This window comes from Sulfitobacter sp. (assembly GCF_036960155.1).
Classification (GTDB): Bacteria; Pseudomonadota; Alphaproteobacteria; order Rhodobacterales; family Rhodobacteraceae; genus Sulfitobacter.
In genome coordinates this window covers 20,936-39,190 of sequence record NZ_JBALWB010000016.1, presented here as the reverse complement: position 1 = coordinate 39,190, position 18,255 = coordinate 20,936, and the positions used below count along the sequence as shown (strand labels likewise).

Genomic DNA, 18,255 nt, shown 5'->3' with positions numbered 1-18,255 from the left:
GGGTCCCGAAGGAGACTTTAATGTCAGAACGTCCAGGCAATGCCTTAATGCCGAACTTGCTTACCCCAATGGATCTTGAGCCCAATTGGGAGTGGCGCGACAAGCTGCCAGCCCATGGCCACATGTCCGTGGATTTTGAAAACCGGGTGAACCATGATCGGTTGCGCAGGTATCGCCTTGCGCGGACTCGTCAGTCGCTACAAAACTCAAACGCGGGCACGCTGCTTTTGTTTGATGTGAACAACATCCGCTATGTTTCCGCCACCAAGATCGGCGAATGGGAACGCGACAAGATGTGCCGCTTCTGTCTTTTGACTGGTGATGACAGCCCATACGTTTGGGATTTTGGATCCGCGGCAGAGCACCACAAACGCCATTCCGATTGGCTGGAGCCGAGCCACTGTCTGGCTGGCGTTGTCGGCATGCGCGGAACCATCCCGCCGGAATTCGGATTGATGCAGAAATATGCCAAGCAGATCGCCGGATTGATCCGCGATGCGGGTATGGCCGATATGCCTGTAGGTGTGGATTATGCTGAAACGGCAATGTTTCACGCGCTGCAAGAAGAAGGCCTGAACGTGGTCGATGGCCAGCAGATCATGTTGGCGGCGCGCGAAATCAAAAATACGGATGAAATCCAGCTTTTGACCCAAGCCGCTGCTATGGTCGATGGCGTCTATCACATGATCTACGAAGAGTTGAAACCGGGCATCCGCGAGAACGATATCGTCGCCCTGTCCAACAAGATGCTCTACGAGATGGGCTCCGACGACGTCGAGGCGATCAACGCCATTTCCGGTGAGCGCTGCAACCCACATCCGCATAACTTCACCGACCGTCTTATCCGGCCCGGCGATCAGGCGTTCTTTGATATCCTGCAATCCTACCAAGGCTACCGGACCTGCTATTACCGCACGTTCAACGTCGGCTTTTCGACGCCATCGCAGAACGACGCCTATACGAAAGCACGCGAATGGATTGATGCGTCCATCGCGATGATCAAGCCGGGCGTGTCCACCGATAAGGTGGCCGCAGTTTGGCCAACAGCCCAAGAGCTTGGCTTTGCGAATGAAGATCAAGCTTTTGGCCTTCAATTCGGTCACGGGCTTGGGCTGGCATTGCACGAACGGCCCATTATCAGCCGCGCGGTCAGCATGGATCACCCGATGGAAATCAAGACCGGAATGGTCTTTGCGCTGGAAACCTACTGCCCCGCAACCGACGGCTATTCCGCGGCGCGGATCGAGGAAGAAGTCGTCGTGACGGAAACAGGGTGCGAGGTCATCAGCCTCTTCCCTGCGGAAACACTGCCGATCGCGAACCGGTACTGATATGGGCAACCCATTTGACCTGACCGGTCGAAAAGCATTGGTCACCGGCGGCGCAACTGGCATCGGCGAGGGCATTGCCCTCGGCCTTGCTGCCGCCGGGGCCGATGTGGCGCTGACCTATCGCAGCCATCAACCTGACGACACCCTTGCCAAGATCAAGGCGCTTGGTGTCAAAGGTGTTGCCGTGAAAGCTGACTTCTCCGGCATGGATGAAGCCGCAGCCGAGGACGTGGTAAGCTTTGCCAGCGACGCTTTGGGCGGGCTGGACATTCTAGTAAATAACGCTGGGATCATCCACCGCGAAGACAGCACAGACATGCCGCTTGAAGATTGGCGGCGCGTGCTGTCGGTGAACCTTGATTCCGTGTGGTTGCTGTCTCAAGCGGCGGGCAAGCGCATGGTGGCCCAAGGCTCAGGCAAAATCATCATCGTTTCCTCTGTACTCGCATCGCAAGGCGGCCTGCGTGTTCCGGCATATGTCTCCAGCAAACACGCGGTGGTCGGCCTGACCAAGGCACTTTGCAATGAGTGGGCCCCACACGGTGTTAACGTCAACAGCATCGCACCAGGCTACACTGCCACAGACAACACGCAAGCGCTGCGCGACGATCCGGACCGCTCAAAGGCGCTGTTGGAACGCATTCCTGCGGGCCGTTTTGCCGACCCTTCGGAAATCGCGGGTGCTGCGGTTTTTCTGGCGTCTGACGCCGCCAATTATTGCCACGGAAGCGTGGTCACCGTCGATGGCGGCTGGCTCGCCCGATAGGAGAGAGACTATGGAACAAACACTTAAAGGCAAAACCGCTCTGATCACTGCGGCGGGTGCAGGCATCGGGCGTGCCAGCGCTGAGGCGCTCGCCGCGCGGGGTGCGCAGGTCATTGCCACCGATCTGAAAGGCGATCTGGTTGCCGATCTGGCGGAAACATCACCCAACATCACGGGCCACGCGCTGGACGTGCTGGACGCTGAGGCCGTCAAGGCGCTTGTCGCGTCGGTCGCACCCGTCGATATATTGCTGAATTGCGCAGGATGGGTGCATGACGGCACGATACTTGATGTCGACGAAGACGTCTGGGACCGCGCATTCGATCTGAACGCAAAGGCGATGTACCGCATCACAAAGGTCGTGCTGCCCGGAATGCTCGCCAATAAGAACGGATCGATCATCAACATCGCCTCTATCGTCTCAAGTGAAAAAGCCGCGCCGCGCCGCTTCGCTTATGGCGCGTCAAAGGCCGCGATCATTGGCATGACCAAGGCCATCGCGGCTGACTTCGTCAAGGACGGTATCCGGTGCAACGCAATCTGCCCCGGCACAGTGCAAAGCCCGTCTTTGAATGACCGTCTGACCGCAACAGGTGACTTCGACAAAGCCCTCGCCGCGTTCAAGGAACGCCAACCCATGGGCCGGCTTGGCCAGCCCGAAGAAATTGCGGAAATGGTTTGCTACCTTGCGGGCGACTTGTCCGCCTTTACCACCGGACAGGCCTTTGCCGTGGATGGCGGGTGGTCGATCTAATGGGGATGGACCGCGCGGCCTCTATCGAAGACCTGCGACTGCGCGCCAAAAGCCGCATCCCGCGCTTTGCGTTTGATCTGGTGGATGGCGGTGCCGAAAATGAGCGCAATATGCGCCGCAATTCCGAGGCGTTCGAGGAAGTTGAGCTAACGCCCCGCTACATGGTGGATGTATCCAACATCGACACAAGCGCGACTGTGTTCGGGCAAACCTTCAACGCTCCCTTCGGCATGGCACCTATCGGTATGTTGAACGCCTTCTGGCCGGGTGCCGATTTGTCGCTCGCGCGGCTGTGTAAGGCACAAAACATCCCCTACACGGCCAGTTCCGCCTCTTCCACCAGGCTTGAGGAACTTGCCGAAGCCGCCGATGGCAACGGTTGGTTCCAACTGTATGTATCTAGTGATGCAACTGTGACCGAGGGCCTGATTGCACGGGCGGAGGCAGCTGGCTACACAACATTAATGGTCACTGCAGATGTCCCCGCCGCAGGTAAGCGCGACCGCGACATCCGCAACCAGCTTGCTGTGCCCTTCCGTTTTACGCCCGAAGTGATCCTGCAGTGTGCAATGAACCCGCGTTGGGCCCTGACCAGCCTGAAACATGGCACCCCAAACGTGGCGAATTATGCCGACCTTTTGCAAAGTGCTACGTCCTACGCGGATGTGCAAAAAACCCTGATCACACCGGGCTTCACCTGGGAAGACCTCAAACGCCTGCGGGAGCGATGGAAAGGCAGGCTTCTGGTCAAAGGCATCCTACATGCCCAAGACGCCGTAACCTGCGCCGAATTGGGCTGCGACGGGATTGTCGTGTCCAACCATGGCGGCCGTCAGGTGGCCTTTGGCCCACCAACGATCGAGGCATTGCCCGCCATTGCAAAGGCTGTCGCAGGTCGCATGACCATTATCCTCGATAGCGGCATCCGGCGCGGTGCAGATATTCTGCGGGCAAAGGCCCTTGGGGCTAACTTTGCCTTTGCTGGCCGCGCGTTCGCCTATGGTGTTGGCGCTGGTGGTAACGCAGGCGCTGAGCGCGCGTTTGAAATATTGCAGTTGGAACTGGTCCGCGCTTTGGGTCAGCTTGGTATCCCATCCTATAATACAGTCAGTTCTTCTGAACTAAGCACTTTCAAAAAAACGACGTCTTAGGGCCTCTGCCCTGCGCTTTTTCTTGACAAAAACCCTATCGCAGACTTCACATACGCAGGCTTGTGCGCCTGCAAAAACCGATCTTTTCATCACCGCTACCACAATCTGAGATCCTGTCCAAAGCTTGTTCAACACAGCTTCAAAAAGTTGAAACCATTGTTTTGGGGTGTTTGGGGAATTGCGAGATTTTCGCTGAGATGACCCGTGTTTGGTTCAGATCATTTGAACAGCAAAGCACATGACTGAGTGCGCCAGAAGTCGTTTTCATGTTGCGCACGTAGTGCACACAGCGCCAATTAACTCATTGATTTTAATAGTTAATAAATCAAAATTATCACTGGACAGACGTAAGGACTACCGTCGAATGACCGCTTCCCTACTGTTTTCAGACCTTCTTGCATATTGCAGCATCCGTTGGTTTGGGCTCGTTCCGGACCTTCGCTGCGGTCTACATGGAGGTCTGCTTTCGTAATAGCACCAGTTCGAACCATGAAGATTCTCTACCAACTAAGGTACAGCACATTGGAGATCTGGAGAAAGGGTGAGTGGTCTTCTGCAGACGTTCTGCGGTCCACGTCGAACTTCGCGAGCAACGAGTATTTCATGCCTGTCATGGGGCTGATCTTCCTGCGTCACGCGTGCTCAAGGTACCTGAAAGTTAGGGACGAAATCCTGCCGACATCCATAACGCTCAAAATTGCTTTCGCATCTGATGGCGACATGTCTTCAAATTTGCCCACATGACTATTTGGGTCGCGCTTGAGCGGGAGATTTGCGGCACGAGTAGGAAGACGCACCTTTTGAATGCGCCAAGGTGCTTCAGGCGAGTTTGTTAATACTATGATGTTCATTGCTTACTCCCGTGCTCATCTCTAGCGGACCATTTTCAAAGATCGAAGTTGAGACAATCGCAGTAAGTGCCGCAACACGTTAGCTACCGTTTTTGTCTTCTCTGTCGTGGTTTCCGTTGTGTTGCGCGTCGAACCAGCAGCATTTGGCAATGTGGGGGTGGTTTGACACGCGGGTAACGATCCCGCCCGTCTACGCTTATCTGGCGCTCCGGACTTATAAGGCCCAGCCGCACACCTGTGCTGCCTCCTAAAAGTGAAGGATCAGCGTATGAGGTGAGGCAGCAGGACGCTGCGGCGGTGGGTGTTTGGGAGGTTTGTCAAAGGAAGCATCCGATCAATGGGCATTATCCAAAGCTGACATCTCCGGACATTGCAGCGAACGGCAGCTCAGAGCCCACTGTGGCGAATGCTATAGTGAGTGCGAAGGTCTGCAATCAGCCTTAAGCGGGACGTTCGAGGGATGTTATTGAACTCTGGTCTGGGGTGCCTTTTTCGCTTTGCTTAGTGAAACAGTTTAGCTCCAGCAATCGTTGCTTCGTAATAATGACTTGCATGCTTGACGTCGTGAGGCTTGGCTGGAGCTCTGTTACAAAAGTTTCATTCAACCAATACAAAAGTGAATTAGTGCCGCCGTAGGAATAGCCCAACGCAGGGGGCTGTTATGCTACAATTAGATCAGGTCACGAAATCATTTGGTGCGAATACCGCCGTAGATGCGGCAAGCTTCACGGTTGAAAAGCCAATGATGATTGGCATTATCGGGCGCTCTGGCGCGGGTAAATCGACGCTTTTGCGGATGTTGAACCGTCTGACGGATGCGTCTGCTGGCGAGATTACGTTTGACGGTTTGAACGTCACGGCGCTGCGAGGCGCGGCCAAGCGCAATTGGCAGTCGCAATGCGCCATGATCTTTCAGCAATTCAACCTTGTGCCCCGCATGGACGTTGTGTCCAACGTCCTACATGGCACCTTGAACCAGCGGTCGACCTTTTCGACTATGTTCAATCTTTACCCCGACGAAGACATCCATCGCGCCATCGACATTCTGGAACGTTTGGGCATCGCGGAGCATGCTCCGAAGCGCGCCGAGGCCTTGTCTGGTGGTCAACAACAACGCGTCGCTATTGCGCGTGCCTTGATGCAAGACCCGCGGATTATTCTGGCGGATGAACCGATTGCCTCTCTTGATCCGATGAATGCGCAGGTTGTTATGCAATCGTTGCGCGACATTCATGAACAAGATGGCCGCACTGTGATTGCCAATCTACACACACTGGATACAGCGCGCCGGTATTGTGATCGCGTCATCGGCATGCGGGACGGTCGGATCGTTTTTGACGGTTCACCAGAAGACCTGACAACCGCGACAGCCCGCGAAATTTATGGCGCTGATGCAAGTTTCTCCGAAGCAACAACATCAACCCAAATCGAGACGACTGAACCGGCCCCGCAATTTGTGGCCGAATTCGCAGCGCAATAGCGCGATGCAATTTACCCCGCCCTCCATAGCGGGGCACAACAACCAAGAGAGATCTCAGATGAAAAAGACACTCACACTTGCGCTTTTGACAACAACATTGGCAGGGGCCGCGATGGCTGAAAGCCATGCCATTGACGAATTCCGCATTGGTATTTTGGGTGGCGAAAATGCCCAAGACCGAATGAACAGCAACGAATGCTTGCGCGGCGCCATCGAAGACGCGCTTGGTGTGCCAACAAAACTCTTCGCCCCAGCCGATTATAATGGTGTTATTCAGGGCCTTCTGGGTGGCACGATTGACTTGTCGCTGATGGGCCCATCGTCCTACGCGGCTGTTCACATCGCAGATGAAACCGCAGTGAAGCCGATCCTTGTTAAGGTGAACGCAGATGGCTCCACGGGTTACTACTCGGTTGGGTTTGCGCGTATCGACAGCGGCGTGACCTCGCTTAAGGATATGCAGGGCAAAACATTTGGCTTTGGTGATCCGAACTCTACATCAGGCTACCTGATCCCATCCGTTGAGATCCCTGACCTGATCAGTGCTTCCATGGAGAGCGGTGACTATTTCGGTGAGGTCAAGTTTACGGGTGGGCATGAACAGACCATTGTCGCTGTGAACAACGGCGATGTGGATGGCGGCGTTACCTGGACAGACGGGCAGGGGAACTGGGAAGACGGCTATACCTTTGGTGCGTTGCGCAAAGCCGTGGACGCGGGTTTGGTTGATATGAACGATATGGTCGAAATTTGGCGCTCAAAACTGATCCCGGGTGAGCCTGTGGTTCTGCGCACCGCTTTGCCTGACGATGTGCGCGCGACCGTGACAGAGATCATCGACACAATGGGCGAGAAGGATCCTGACTGTGCGGCTGCTCTTGCTGGTGGCGAAGTCAGCGGGTTCGATCCAATCACACATGACGCCTACACGTCGATTGTTGCCGCCCGTTTGGCAAAATCGAATTAATCCAAAGTAATTTTATGATCTCTACTGACTCCGAGCACTTTCGGGGTCAGTAATTTATTTGGGGCAAAGCATGGCAGATGAAGCAGTGAATGGTGGTCAAGCCGTCGCGGTAGGAGCCGCTTATCTTGTGCAAATCAAGAAAAAGAGATTAATGAATTTCATCATGCTGGTGGTGTTTTTAGCCCTGCTGGTGTCGGGTTTTTATACCGCTGATAGTCGTAATGCGGGTGGCTTTTGGGACGGAATTACCAACATATTTGATTTCCCAACTGCCATGTTCGGCGAGGCAATCGAGCGCGCGCCCTTGATGCCAGGGTATCTTGTCAAATATTTCCCATCATTGGTTGAGACCATTAACATTGCGGCTGCATCTACCTTGATCGGCGCGTTGCTGGGGTTGGGGATGTCACTGCTTGTTACGCGGGGCTTTGCGCCTGTGCCGTGGCTGGTGAACCCATTGCGGCGGGTTCTTGATATTCTGCGGGCCATCCCTGAAATCGTCATCGCCTTGGTGCTGATCTTTATGTTGGGTGGCGGACCTGTGCCTGCGATGATCGCGATTGCACTGCATTCTATCGGTGCCTTGGGAAAGCTGTTTTCCGAGGTCAATGAAAACGCATCGCTCAAGCCCGTCGAAGGGCTGTCCTCTGTCGGAGCGGGCTGGATCCAGCGCATGTGGCTTGGGGTAATCCCGCAGGTCGCACCAAACTATCTCAGCTATGCGCTACTGCGTTTCGAGATCAATATCCGCGCCTCGGCCATTCTGGGTTTCGTTGGTGCGGGAGGTATTGGCTATGACCTGCGCAATACTATGAGCTGGGGTGTAGGCAAATATGATGAAGCCGCCGCGATCTTTATCCTACTCTTCTTGACCATCGTCGTTGTGGACCAACTGTCGGGCCTACTGCGCAACCGGCTGACCCATGGCGCTGCAACCTCACAGGTGACCCTATGACAACTGCAACTCTTCATGCCGCTACCTTGAATCAGTTTAGCCGTAAAAAGCGTATCACACTGGCCGTCCCTTTGGTGATCATCGCCTATTTGAGCTATATTTTTGTGTCCTTTGACGTGGCGGGGCTAAGTGAACGGGTCAACTTCAACAACGCGCGCACTGTGATCTCCGACAGCTACAGCTACAAAACCCATGTGGCGCAGGACAACCGCTCTGGCACCATCGCCATTTCTGTCGAGGGAGAGCGAAAGGGGCAGTATCCGGATGGCACCGCGCCTGATTGGGTCCGCTTGGGCGATGCCACCAAGATCGATCTCGGCGGCGGTCACCTGATCACCCTAGGCCCACAGGTCAGCTACGCTATTCCAGGCTACGGGCTGGTCATAGCGCGCCCTGACGGCACGGGCGTCCATGCCGTGTTTCCGGAGGGTGATCTGCCAGATTACATCAACGCATCCAAAAATCGCGTGATGATCGCCACGGATGCAGGACGGTTCACCATCACGCGCGCGCGCGCCGAGGTCTTCAAGTACAGCTACGGTTGGGAGCTGTTCTTTTTCACGCTCGACAGTCGCTACTACGGGATGGGGTTGTTTGAGCTGGCTGGGCACGCGATGGGCGGCGAAGCCACTGCGATCTTGCATGATTTCTGGACCAACAAGATGTGGCGCCATGGCGATGTGTTTTGGGCGCTGTTCGAGACGTTGTTGATGGCTTTCTTGGGCACTTTTGGCGCTGCTATTTTTGCCCTGCCATTGGCCTTTCTGGCGGCACGCAATTTTATGCCTCTGGGGTTATTCCGCTTCGCGGCACGCCGGGTGTTCGACTTTCTGCGCGGTGTTGACGGGTTGATCTGGACGATTGTTCTAAGCCGCGCCTTTGGCCCCGGCCCATTGACAGGTGCGCTTGCCATTCTGCTGACGGACACAGGCACCTTTGGCAAGATGTTCTCTGAAGCGCTGGAGAATGTGGACGACAAACAGATCGAAGGGATCACATCCACGGGTGCAAAACCGCTGCAGCGATACCGCTTTGGCGTGTTCCCGCAAGTGATGCCCGTCTTGCTCAGTCAGGTTCTTTACTACCTCGAGTCTAACACCCGTTCTGCCACGATTATCGGAGCGATCACGGGCGGTGGGATTGGCCTGCTGTTGACCCAAGCCATTGCGACGCAGAAGGATTGGGAAGAGGTCACCTACTACATTGTTTTGATTATCCTGCTGGTCATGGCGATGGATACCCTGTCCGGTTGGCTGCGCCGCAAACTGATCAAAGGTGATGAGGGCGGACACTGATGGCACGGCTTAAAGCAGACACCCCATATCTTCACCCCGATTGCGAGTTGAATGATGCGACCTTCGGCAAATTCGTTGAAATCGGACGCGGCACGCGATTGGCGCATAGCCATTTTGATGACTATGCCTATTGCGACCGATCGTGTGATTTTGCCAATGCCACGGTGGGAAAATTCGCCAACATCGCCGCCTTCGTACGAATCGGAGCCACGGACCACCCGATGGACAAGGCCAGCCTGCATCACTTTCACTATCGGTCGGGCGACTACTTTGACGATGTGGAACATGATGAGGCGTGGTTCGCCCACAGACGCACGCGGCGCACGACCATCGGGCATGACACGTGGCTGGGCCATGGTGCGCAAGTCCGGCCAGACGTAACGATCGGCCACGGTGCTGTTGTGGCTGGTGGGGCTGTCGTGACCAAAGATGTCCCGCCCTACATGATTGTTGCGGGTGTTCCCGCAGTGCCGCTAAGGGCGCGTTTCACATCGGAAATTTCTGATCGGTTGATGGCCTTGGCTTGGTGGGATTGGCCGCATGATGCGTTGCGAAATGCGTTGAAGGATTTTCGCTCCTTCAGCGTAGAGGGATTTCTGGAACGCTACGAATGATCAGTTAAAGTTCCGACAATGTCAGGGTAACTTTGTCGCCGGAAAACCACGTACGCCCGACCTCAACGGGGCTGCCGTCGGGGGCTGTATTTACACTGATGGTACGTAAAATCGGCGCGTTTTCGGCGATACGTAGGTGAAGCGCCTGCGTCGCGGTAGCAAGCTTGGCGTTCACCCGCGTCGAGGCGCGTGTAAAGTCCGACACACCCGATTGCGCCAAGCCCGCTGTTACGGAAGGGTTGTTGCGCAGAGAACCCAGCAGGTCGGGTAATCTGTCGGCAGGGAAGACACTGCGGAACAATGCAATGGGCTGGTTTTCCATTAAAGACAGGCCCTCATAGACATGGACCATTGCGCCAGTTTCAAGCTCCAGTGCTTCGGCCTCCGATGCCTGCGCCGTGCGGGTTTCCAGCAACAGAACCTTTTTTGCGTGGCTGCGGCCTGCGTCCGTCAGGTTTTTGTGGAACCGAACGCGGCGCCCAATGGGATAGTCGGTAGGTGTCATCGTAACAAAAACGCCTGCGCCGCGCCTTGCGTGGACGATACCCTCGTCCGCCAAAGCCTTCAAAGCCTGCCTCACAGTGTGACGGTTGACGCCAAAGCGCATCGCAAGAACCGCCTCGGTCGGCAGCTTGGCTCCTTGTTGGTACAAGCCCTCGACAATCTCGCTGCGCAAGGACGTGGCAATGGCTTTCCAGATCGGTGTGCGGCGGGTCATGTCATCAAAACTTCACACTTCGGGGGATTGGCGGGAGGATCATCATCAGTTAGTATTTGTATAGTTGTATAGTAACTAGCGAAAGCTGTCTAGATGAATGTAATGAGCGATCCGAACGCATCCCGCAAAGGCTGGCTCAGCCTGTTAGCCGGATCTCCTGCCGCGGACGTTGCGCGCCGTTGGGCGGCGTTGGACATGGCTCCGGCCTACACGACCCTGCGCAATCCAGAGATCGGCGGCGTCATGGTGCGGGGCCGTGCAGGTGCTATTGGCGCACCCTTTAATCTGGGTGAGATGACGGTGACCCGTGCCTCTATCAAGTTGGCCGATGGCACGGTGGGGCACGGTTATGTGCAAGGCAGAAGCAAAGACCACGCCCTCCAAGCGGCGCTGGTCGATGCGTTGATGCAAACCGAGGCGGCAGACGCGGTCGAGACTACTCTTCTGACCCCGCTCCGCGATGCCGTAACAGCACGCAAAACCGAACGCGCTGCCAAGGCGGCGGCAACCAAAGTAGATTTCTTCACAATGGTTCGAGGAGAAGATTGATGCAAAACCAGGTTTTGGAGGGGGGATTTGTCGATCTGCCTGTAGATGCATCCTACGCTTTTCGCGCTGTAATGACGGCAATGGCGTGTCCCGGCGAAATCGTTTCTGTGGGCGGCGCACAGCCGCCTGCGCCAATGAGCGTGGCAGCAGGTGTTGTTCTTCTCACGCTTTGCGATCCTGAAACGCCGATTCATCTGGCGGCCAGCCATGACACACCGCAGGTACGGGACTGGATCACATTCCACACAGGCGCGCCATTTGTTGCGGCCCAAGACGCGATGTTTGCCCTCGGATCATGGCAGGCGCTACCGCTGCCGGACTTCTCCATCGGCACCGCAGAATACCCTGACCGCTCTGCCACCCTGATCGTCGAGAGCCAGCAGCTGTCTAACACAGGTGCCACCCTACGCGGCCCTGGGATCAAGGATCAGGCGCTCTTGTCGCTTCCCGAAGCCCGTCTCTTTCGGACAAATGCCACGCTCTTCCCGTTGGGCCTGGATTTCTTTTTCACCTGTGGTGACCGCCTCGCGGCACTCCCACGCACGACGAGGGTAGGCTGATGTATGTGGCTGTAAAGGGCGGCGAACGCGCCATAGATAACGCCCACGCTTGGTTGGCGGAGGAGCGGCGCGGTGACACGGCGATTCTGGAACTGACCGTTGCGCAAATCCGTGAGCAAATGGCGCTTGCGGTCAATCGCGTCATGGCCGAAGGCTCGCTCTATGACCCTGACCTTGCTGCGCTTGCGATTAAACAAGCGCGCGGCGACCTGATCGAGGCGATCTTTTTGATCCGCGCCTACCGCACGACACTGCCGCGGTTTGGTGGATCAAACCCTATTGAAACCGAAGACATGGCCTGTGACAGGCGCGTGTCGGCGACGTTTAAGGATGCCCCGGGCGGGCAGGTGCTGGGGCCTACCTTTGACTACACCCACCGTCTGTTGGATTTCAAATTGGCTGCCGACGGGGAGGTAGTTGCAGCGCAGACTGCCCGGCCTACCGAGGCTGCAACGCCGCATATCATGTCGTTTCTCGACCGCGAAGATTTGATCCAGAGTGAGCCTGTGGGCAAGGACGTTCCTGACGACCTCACCCGCATGCCACTGGAATTGCCTGCAAGCCGTGCCTTGCGCTTGCAATCGCTCACGCGTGGGGATGAGGGGTTTATTCTCGGCATGGCCTACTCCACGCAGCGAGGCTATGCGCGCAACCATGCCTTCGTCGCCGAATTGCGTATCGGCGCAGTCGCCGTCGAGATGGACATCCCCGAGCTTGGTTTTGCCATCGAGATTGGTGAAATCACTGTGACGGAATGCGAGACCGTTAATCAGTTCCAGGGCTCCAAAACCCAACCACCGCAATTCACGCGAGGCTATGGTCTGGTTTTTGGCATGACAGAGCGTAAGGCCATTTCGATGGCTTTGGTGGACCGTGCCCTGCGCTGGAAAGAGCTGGGTGAAGACAACCTTGGCGCACCCGCGCAGGACGAAGAATTTGTGCTGTATCACTGCGACAACATTCAGGCGACTGGCTTTTTGGAGCATATTAAGTTGCCCCACTACGTCGATTTTCAGTCCGAGTTGGAACTCATCCGTAAACTGCGCCGCGAGGCGGAAACGCATATGCAGGAGGCCGCAGAATGAGCGACTATAACTTCGCCTATCTTGACGAGCAAACCAAACGCATGATCCGTCGTGCGATCCTTAAGGGGCTCGCAATCCCCGGCTATCAGGTGCCCTTTGCCAGCCGTGAGATGCCGATGCCGTATGGATGGGGCACGGGTGGTGTACAGGTCTCGGCGGCAGTGCTGACGCCTGATGATACCTTTAAGGTCATCGATCAAGGGGCCGATGATACGACCAACGCGGTGTCCATACGGAGGTTCTTCCAAAAGACTGCGGGGATCGCCGTCACCGAAGCCACAGCCGAGGCGAGTGTGATCCAGACCCGCCACCGCATTCCTGAAGAAGACCTGCGCGCGGACCAGATATTAGTATATCAAGTACCAATCCCTGAACCCCTGCGCTTTTTGGAGCCTTCCGAAGTCGAGACCCGCAAGATGCATGCTCTTGAGGAATACGGGCTGATGCATGTGAAGCTTTATGAGGACATCAGCCAGCACGGAGATATCGCCACCGCTTATGCCTATCCGGTCAAGGTTGAAGGGCGCTATGTCATGGACCCGTCTCCGATCCCGAAGTTCGACAATCCGAAACTGGAAATGGCTGGCATACAACTCTTTGGCGCGGGGCGGGAGCAGCGTATCTATGCGATCCCCCCCTATACGCAGGTGGTGAGCCTCGATTTCGATGACTACCCGTTCCAGCCCACCAAGGCGGATCATGCCTGTGATTTGTGCGGGGCAGGGGACAGCTATCTGGACGAGCTGATTGTGGATGACGCAGGCGGGCGCATGTTCATGTGTTCGGACACCGATTACTGTGCGACCCGACGTAAGCATGGCCATGTCGGAGCCCAAGGCGTTCCATACAAGGAGGACGCGGCATGACCCCGTTGTTGCAGGTTGAAAACATCGCGAAATTCTATGGTGCAAGGATCGGTTGCACGGATGTGTCGTTTGATCTCTACCCTGGTGAGGTGATGGGGATCGTAGGCGAGAGCGGTTCGGGAAAATCCACTTTGCTGAACTGTCTTGCGGGGCATCTTGCGCCAGACAGTGGTGCGGTGCGCTTTGACACTCGCGCTGATGGTCTGCGTGACACAATTACAATGTCCGAACCGGAACGTCGGATGCTGAGCCGCACCGACTGGGCCTTTGTGCATCAACATGCCCGTGATGGGCTGCGGATGAATGTCAGCGCAGGTGGCAACGTGGGCGAGCGACTTATGGCGGTCAATGCCCGTCACTACGGCGATATTCGCGCTAAAGCTATCGACTGGCTCGGGCGCGTGGAGATCACCGAGGATCGGATTGATGATCGCCCCACTGCCTTTTCCGGTGGGATGCAACAACGCCTGCAAATCGCCCGCAATCTGGTCACTGGACCGCGCCTGGTCTTTATGGATGAACCTACGGGCGGCTTGGATGTATCGGTTCAGGCGAGGCTTCTCGATCTGCTGCGTGGTTTGGTGCGCGAGATGAACCTCAGCGCGATTATCGTCACTCATGACTTGGCCGTTGTGCGCCTTTTGGCAGACCGGTTGATGGTCATGAAAGACGGGCATGTGATCGAAACGGGGCTTACGGATCAGGTGCTCGATGATCCCCAGCATGCCTATACGCAGCTTCTTGTGTCCTCTGTTTTGCAGGTTTAAGCGAATGATCTCTATTGAAAATGTCTCGAAATCCTTTGTGCTCCACAACCAAGGTACTGCAGAAATTCCTGTGATGCAGGACGCGAGCATGACTGTTGCGGCGGGTGAATGCGTGTCGCTGGTCGGAGCCTCTGGAGCTGGGAAATCAACGCTGATGCGGATGATTTATGGCAACTACCTAACCGCTTCTGGCCGGATCATGGTGGGCGATCTTGATGTGGCCAGTGCCGCGCCGCGCGAGATAATCCAACTGCGACGGCGCACTTTAGGGTATGTCAGTCAGTTCCTGCGTGTCGTGCCGCGTGTGTCTACACTGGATGTGGTCGCAGAGCCGCTACTGGCCACGGGCACAGAGCGGGACATAGCAATCGCACAGGCCGAAATGTTGTTGACCCGTCTGAATATTCCGAAGCGTCTGTGGACCTTGAGCCCGACGACCTTTTCGGGTGGTGAACAGCAGCGCGTAAACATCGCCCGTGGATTTGCATTTCCCTATCCGGCCCTTTTGCTTGATGAGCCGACGGCCAGTCTTGATCCGACGAACCGTGCGACGGTACTGGCTATGATTGCAGAGGCTAAGGCGCGCGGTGCCGCGATCATTGGCATATTCCACGACCACGCTGCCCGCGATGAAATCTGTGATCGCCAGTTTGACGTGACGCAATTCACTCCGGGGCTGGCGGCATGAGCGGGCGATTTGTAGCCGTCGTCGGACCGTCAGGAGTCGGCAAAGACAGCGTCATGCAAGCGATGGCGGACCGCGACCCACGGATCGTTCTGGCGCGCCGCGTTATTACCCGGCCCAGTAATGCGGGTAACGAGGAGTTTGACGGGGTTACGGTGGTGGAATTTCAATCGCTTAAGGACGCGGGGGCCTTCATGTTGAGTTGGGAGGCACATGGTCTGCATTACGCAATCCCTATCGCCGCTAAAACGCACCTGAAAGACGGCCGTGATGTGTTGGCGAACCTGTCACGTGCCGTCTTAATCCGCGCACAAGACCGCTTCGCACGGTTTGATGTGATCAACCTCACTGCTGACCGTGATGTTCTTGCCGCGCGACTGACTGCCCGTGGCCGCGAAACAGAGACGCAAATTGCAGGAAGGCTTGAGCGTGCGACGGCGGGTCTACCGAGTGGGATTGAAGCAACTCACCTCGACAACAGCGGACCTCTTGAACAGACGGTTCGGGCCGCACTCGACTGCCTTTATCCGGTCAAGGCGTAACGATGGATTTGATGAAACATACCATGCGCATCTTGGCCCATAAGAGCGACCGCATCGATCATGAATGGGTCTGGGACGATTTTTTCCAAACGCGGCGAGAGCGCGCAGATCAAGTGTGCAGCCGCGTCAGCATTCAGGCAGCCGCTCAGCGTCAAGTGAAAATGGAAGTCGTCAAAGATAAACGGATAGCCCCAGTCCAGCATTTGTTGGTCTTGTCTGGCAGTCAACTTGGCCTCGCGGCGGCGGGCAATATCGGCATCAGTCAAGGGTGCGCGAAACGGATCAAACGCTTTTACGGTAGCTGCTGCGAAGTTCCGCAGGGCTATCTCTTGGCTGCGGGGGCGCAGGGCCACGAAACCGCTGCCATGGCGCAACGAAAGCGTACCAATCCTGAAAGCGGCTTGCTCGGCGGCAAAAATCTCTGCCGCGTCTTGCAGCTGTGCTACCTCGCACCCTGTCGCCAGCCGAAACGGCGCCTTGAGGGTGCCATGCAACCCGTATTTGCGCGGTGTTTGCGTGACCGAAGCTACGTCAATCTCCGCAATCTCGGGATAGGGCACCGCACTACTTGTGCCACTATCCCACCCCAACCAATGCGCTCCGAAGTCGGCCAAAGGGCCGGTGGGCGTATAAAAGACGGCGTATCGTTCAAACATTTTGTTTCCCCGCAGATATATGACTTCTGCCAATTTAGCGTGACATCAACATGACAGTCGAAACAATTTTCGCCAATGCGCGCCTTATCTTGAATGACGAAGTCATCACGGGTTCAGTGGTTACCGCAGATGGCGTGATTACAGATATCACCACAGGCACGTCAGTTCCAACTGGAGCGATTGATATTGAAGGCGACTACCTGTCGCCCGGTCTGGTCGAATTGCACACCGACAACGTCGAGCGCCATCTGGAGCCACGCCCCAAAGTGAGCTGGCCATTCCGTGCAGCCATTCTGGCCCATGACCGTGAATTGGCCGGTGCAGGGATAACAACTGTCTTTGACGCGATCCGTGTCGGGTCTATCGTGTCCGATACAGGGTCGGGGTATCCAAAATATGCCCGCCAGATGACCGATGAGATTATAGGGGCACGGGACTTGGGTCTCTTGCGGATCAGCCACCATATCCATCTGCGTGCGGAGGTTTGCTCCGAAACGTTGATCGACGAGTTGGATGAGTTCTCAACCGAAGACCGCATCGGGATTGTGTCGATTATGGATCACACACCTGGGCAGCGTCAATTTGCCGATATCTCCAAGTTCGAGACTTATATCCGCGGCAAGCGTACCTACACCGATGAAAAATGGGGAAGGTATCTTGAGTTCCTGTATGAGCTTCAGGCGCGGCTGGGCACCAAACACGAAGCCGCGACGGTGGCCGCCGCGCAGCGCCTTGGTGCGACCTTGGCCAGCCATGACGACACTACGGCCGATCAGGTAGCGACGAGCCATGTTTATGGCGTGCGTGTGGCTGAGTTCCCGACCACAGTTGCTGCAGCCGATGCCTGTCATGCCAAGGGCATTGCTACGATCATGGGGGCGCCTAACCTGATCCGTGGGGGCTCACATTCTGGCAACGTCGCGGCGGCAGACCTCGCGCAAATGGATCGATTGGACATCCTGTCGTCTGATTATGTGCCAGCTGGTTTGCTGATGGCCGCTGTCCAGCTGGGTGACATCTGGGGCAACCTTGCACGTGGAATGCGTACGGTCACAGCTGCACCGGCACAGGCCGTCGGCCTTGCCGATCGCGGCACATTGGAGGTAGGCCAACGGGCAGACATCATCCGCTTTTCCATCAACGGCAAAACACCTGTCCTGCAAGAAACTTGGAGTGCTGGTAAACGTGTCTCTTAAAATTCCATCAAATCGAAACGACATGACACCGCTTCAAAGTGGCGATATTCGACTGAGCGGGCAGTCGACAGATGTCGGGATCGATTACATGATATGGGTTTTTGCGCACGCTTCATCTTTTTCAAATTATGATTGCATTGCGAGAAGGCCCTGCTTTTCTTCAATTTTTTTGCTGTCTGTATCAGAAACGAAAATCAACCAGTGCGCATGCTATTAGTTTTTCTGGCTCCTGATGTTCGACATCGAAAGTCCGTCTTTACGACAAAAGACGGGTTTTCTGGGGAATTTTGCGGGTGATTGAATACCGGTGATCGAAATTGCGTCACATCGGACTTTGCAGTTTGTAAAGCTATAGAACCCAAGAAGGGGGATCCTCAGGATCCGCCTTTTAATTTTTGTCGATATGTTCCCTCTTCAAAGAGCTGTGGAACGTTGCGCACCTTTGACTCGATGGCTGGGGATCTCTG

General features: G+C 56.0%; 19 protein-coding genes. 17 read left to right on the top strand and 2 right to left on the bottom strand.

Going from position 1 to position 18,255, the window contains the following annotated elements:
- The first annotated feature begins 20 nt into the window (after positions 1-20).
- The 9 genes from V7775_RS21575 (at position 21) to V7775_RS21535 (ending at position 10,164) form a co-directional block, all read left to right on the top strand.
- Positions 21-1,331 carry a M24 family metallopeptidase gene (locus tag V7775_RS21575; RefSeq protein WP_335754001.1) on the top strand — a complete coding sequence of 437 codons (1,311 nt, stop codon included), beginning with the start codon at positions 21-23 and terminating at the stop codon, positions 1,329-1,331.
- A 1-nt stretch (position 1,332) separates the two neighbouring features.
- On the top strand, positions 1,333-2,097 hold the full coding sequence (locus V7775_RS21570; protein ID WP_335754000.1) for an SDR family oxidoreductase: 765 nt from the start codon (positions 1,333-1,335) through the stop codon (positions 2,095-2,097).
- A 10-nt stretch (positions 2,098-2,107) separates the two neighbouring features.
- Positions 2,108-2,851: an SDR family oxidoreductase gene (locus V7775_RS21565; RefSeq protein WP_335753999.1), complete on the top strand. Its 744-nt coding sequence runs from the start codon at positions 2,108-2,110 to the stop codon at positions 2,849-2,851.
- Positions 2,839-4,002, top strand: a complete 1,164-nt coding sequence (locus V7775_RS21560; RefSeq protein WP_335753998.1) for an alpha-hydroxy acid oxidase — start codon at positions 2,839-2,841, stop codon at positions 4,000-4,002. The genes V7775_RS21565 and V7775_RS21560 overlap by 13 nt, the downstream gene beginning before the upstream one ends.
- A 1,512-nt stretch (positions 4,003-5,514) precedes the next feature.
- Positions 5,515-6,333: a phosphonate ABC transporter ATP-binding protein gene (gene phnC, locus V7775_RS21555; RefSeq protein WP_335753997.1), complete on the top strand. Its 819-nt coding sequence runs from the start codon at positions 5,515-5,517 to the stop codon at positions 6,331-6,333.
- Positions 6,334-6,391: 58 nt separating this feature from the next.
- Positions 6,392-7,300, top strand: a complete 909-nt coding sequence (gene phnD / locus V7775_RS21550; protein ID WP_335753996.1) for a phosphonate ABC transporter substrate-binding protein — start codon at positions 6,392-6,394, stop codon at positions 7,298-7,300.
- 70 nt (positions 7,301-7,370) lie between these two features.
- Complete coding sequence (phnE, locus tag V7775_RS21545; protein ID WP_335753995.1) at positions 7,371-8,255, top strand: phosphonate ABC transporter, permease protein PhnE; 885 nt, start codon at positions 7,371-7,373, stop codon at positions 8,253-8,255.
- The gene (gene phnE / locus V7775_RS21540) at positions 8,252-9,550 is read left to right on the top strand and encodes a phosphonate ABC transporter, permease protein PhnE (RefSeq protein ID WP_335753994.1); all 1,299 of its coding nucleotides are present in this window, start codon (positions 8,252-8,254) and stop codon (positions 9,548-9,550) included. The genes phnE (V7775_RS21545) and phnE (V7775_RS21540) overlap by 4 nt, the downstream gene beginning before the upstream one ends.
- Positions 9,550-10,164, top strand: coding sequence for a chloramphenicol acetyltransferase (locus tag V7775_RS21535; protein WP_335753993.1), 615 nt, complete (start codon positions 9,550-9,552; stop codon positions 10,162-10,164). Before phnE (V7775_RS21540) ends, V7775_RS21535 begins: the two co-directional genes overlap by 1 nt.
- Before the next feature lie 4 nt (positions 10,165-10,168).
- Here V7775_RS21535 and phnF read toward each other — a convergent pair whose 3' ends face one another.
- Positions 10,169-10,882, bottom strand: coding sequence for a phosphonate metabolism transcriptional regulator PhnF (gene phnF, locus V7775_RS21530; RefSeq protein WP_335753992.1), 714 nt, complete (start codon positions 10,880-10,882; stop codon positions 10,169-10,171).
- A 93-nt stretch (positions 10,883-10,975) separates the two neighbouring features.
- Here phnF and phnG point away from each other — a divergent pair, with 93 nt between their 5' ends.
- Genes phnG through phnN form a run of 7 tightly spaced genes read left to right on the top strand, consistent with a single transcriptional unit; the run spans position 10,976 to position 15,936 of the window.
- Positions 10,976-11,431 carry a phosphonate C-P lyase system protein PhnG gene (gene phnG, locus V7775_RS21525; protein ID WP_335753991.1) on the top strand — a complete coding sequence of 152 codons (456 nt, stop codon included), beginning with the start codon at positions 10,976-10,978 and terminating at the stop codon, positions 11,429-11,431.
- Positions 11,431-11,991 (top strand): phosphonate C-P lyase system protein PhnH, encoded by a 561-nt coding sequence (gene phnH, locus V7775_RS21520; protein ID WP_335753990.1) that lies wholly within the window; start codon positions 11,431-11,433, stop codon positions 11,989-11,991. The genes phnG and phnH overlap by 1 nt, the downstream gene beginning before the upstream one ends.
- Positions 11,991-13,076, top strand: coding sequence for a carbon-phosphorus lyase complex subunit PhnI (locus tag V7775_RS21515; RefSeq protein WP_335753989.1), 1,086 nt, complete (start codon positions 11,991-11,993; stop codon positions 13,074-13,076). The genes phnH and V7775_RS21515 overlap by 1 nt, the downstream gene beginning before the upstream one ends.
- A complete protein-coding gene (locus V7775_RS21510; RefSeq protein WP_335753988.1) occupies positions 13,073-13,942 on the top strand; it encodes an alpha-D-ribose 1-methylphosphonate 5-phosphate C-P-lyase PhnJ in 870 nt (289 codons plus the stop codon). The genes V7775_RS21515 and V7775_RS21510 overlap by 4 nt, the downstream gene beginning before the upstream one ends.
- Positions 13,939-14,709: a phosphonate C-P lyase system protein PhnK gene (gene phnK, locus V7775_RS21505; RefSeq protein WP_335753987.1), complete on the top strand. Its 771-nt coding sequence runs from the start codon at positions 13,939-13,941 to the stop codon at positions 14,707-14,709. The genes V7775_RS21510 and phnK overlap by 4 nt, the downstream gene beginning before the upstream one ends.
- Positions 14,710-14,713: 4 nt before the next feature.
- Positions 14,714-15,397, top strand: coding sequence for a phosphonate C-P lyase system protein PhnL (gene phnL / locus V7775_RS21500; RefSeq protein WP_335753986.1), 684 nt, complete (start codon positions 14,714-14,716; stop codon positions 15,395-15,397).
- Complete coding sequence (gene phnN, locus V7775_RS21495; protein WP_335753985.1) at positions 15,394-15,936, top strand: phosphonate metabolism protein/1,5-bisphosphokinase (PRPP-forming) PhnN; 543 nt, start codon at positions 15,394-15,396, stop codon at positions 15,934-15,936. Before phnL ends, phnN begins: the two co-directional genes overlap by 4 nt.
- Here the strand turns inward: phnN and V7775_RS21490 are convergent.
- The gene (locus V7775_RS21490) at positions 15,918-16,592 is read right to left on the bottom strand and encodes a DUF1045 domain-containing protein (RefSeq protein ID WP_335753984.1); all 675 of its coding nucleotides are present in this window, start codon (positions 16,590-16,592) and stop codon (positions 15,918-15,920) included. The genes phnN and V7775_RS21490 overlap by 19 nt on opposite strands.
- 50 nt (positions 16,593-16,642) lie before the next feature.
- Between V7775_RS21490 and V7775_RS21485 the strand changes: the two genes are divergently transcribed.
- Complete coding sequence (locus V7775_RS21485) at positions 16,643-17,788, top strand: alpha-D-ribose 1-methylphosphonate 5-triphosphate diphosphatase (RefSeq protein WP_335753983.1); 1,146 nt, start codon at positions 16,643-16,645, stop codon at positions 17,786-17,788.
- Positions 17,789-18,255 lie beyond the last annotated feature (467 nt).

Excerpts from the sequence above, each read along its gene's own strand:
- V7775_RS21575 (WP_335754001.1), top strand. The coding sequence starts at position 21 with ATGTCAGAACGTCCAGGCAATGCCTTAATGCCGAACTTGCTTACCCCA.
- V7775_RS21570 (WP_335754000.1), top strand. The coding sequence starts at position 1,333 with ATGGGCAACCCATTTGACCTGACCGGTCGAAAAGCATTGGTCACCGGC.
- V7775_RS21565 (WP_335753999.1), top strand. The coding sequence starts at position 2,108 with ATGGAACAAACACTTAAAGGCAAAACCGCTCTGATCACTGCGGCGGGT.
- phnC (WP_335753997.1), top strand. The coding sequence starts at position 5,515 with ATGCTACAATTAGATCAGGTCACGAAATCATTTGGTGCGAATACCGCC.
- phnD (WP_335753996.1), top strand. The coding sequence starts at position 6,392 with ATGAAAAAGACACTCACACTTGCGCTTTTGACAACAACATTGGCAGGG.
- phnE (WP_335753995.1), top strand. The coding sequence starts at position 7,371 with ATGGCAGATGAAGCAGTGAATGGTGGTCAAGCCGTCGCGGTAGGAGCC.
- phnE (WP_335753994.1), top strand. The coding sequence starts at position 8,252 with ATGACAACTGCAACTCTTCATGCCGCTACCTTGAATCAGTTTAGCCGT.
- V7775_RS21535 (WP_335753993.1), top strand. The coding sequence starts at position 9,550 with ATGGCACGGCTTAAAGCAGACACCCCATATCTTCACCCCGATTGCGAG.
- phnF (WP_335753992.1), bottom strand. The coding sequence starts at position 10,882 with ATGACCCGCCGCACACCGATCTGGAAAGCCATTGCCACGTCCTTGCGC.
- phnG (WP_335753991.1), top strand. The coding sequence starts at position 10,976 with ATGAATGTAATGAGCGATCCGAACGCATCCCGCAAAGGCTGGCTCAGC.
- phnH (WP_335753990.1), top strand. The coding sequence starts at position 11,431 with ATGCAAAACCAGGTTTTGGAGGGGGGATTTGTCGATCTGCCTGTAGAT.
- V7775_RS21515 (WP_335753989.1), top strand. The coding sequence starts at position 11,991 with ATGTATGTGGCTGTAAAGGGCGGCGAACGCGCCATAGATAACGCCCAC.
- V7775_RS21510 (WP_335753988.1), top strand. The coding sequence starts at position 13,073 with ATGAGCGACTATAACTTCGCCTATCTTGACGAGCAAACCAAACGCATG.
- phnK (WP_335753987.1), top strand. The coding sequence starts at position 13,939 with ATGACCCCGTTGTTGCAGGTTGAAAACATCGCGAAATTCTATGGTGCA.
- phnL (WP_335753986.1), top strand. The coding sequence starts at position 14,714 with ATGATCTCTATTGAAAATGTCTCGAAATCCTTTGTGCTCCACAACCAA.
- phnN (WP_335753985.1), top strand. The coding sequence starts at position 15,394 with ATGAGCGGGCGATTTGTAGCCGTCGTCGGACCGTCAGGAGTCGGCAAA.
- V7775_RS21490 (WP_335753984.1), bottom strand. The coding sequence starts at position 16,592 with ATGTTTGAACGATACGCCGTCTTTTATACGCCCACCGGCCCTTTGGCC.
- V7775_RS21485 (WP_335753983.1), top strand. The coding sequence starts at position 16,643 with ATGACAGTCGAAACAATTTTCGCCAATGCGCGCCTTATCTTGAATGAC.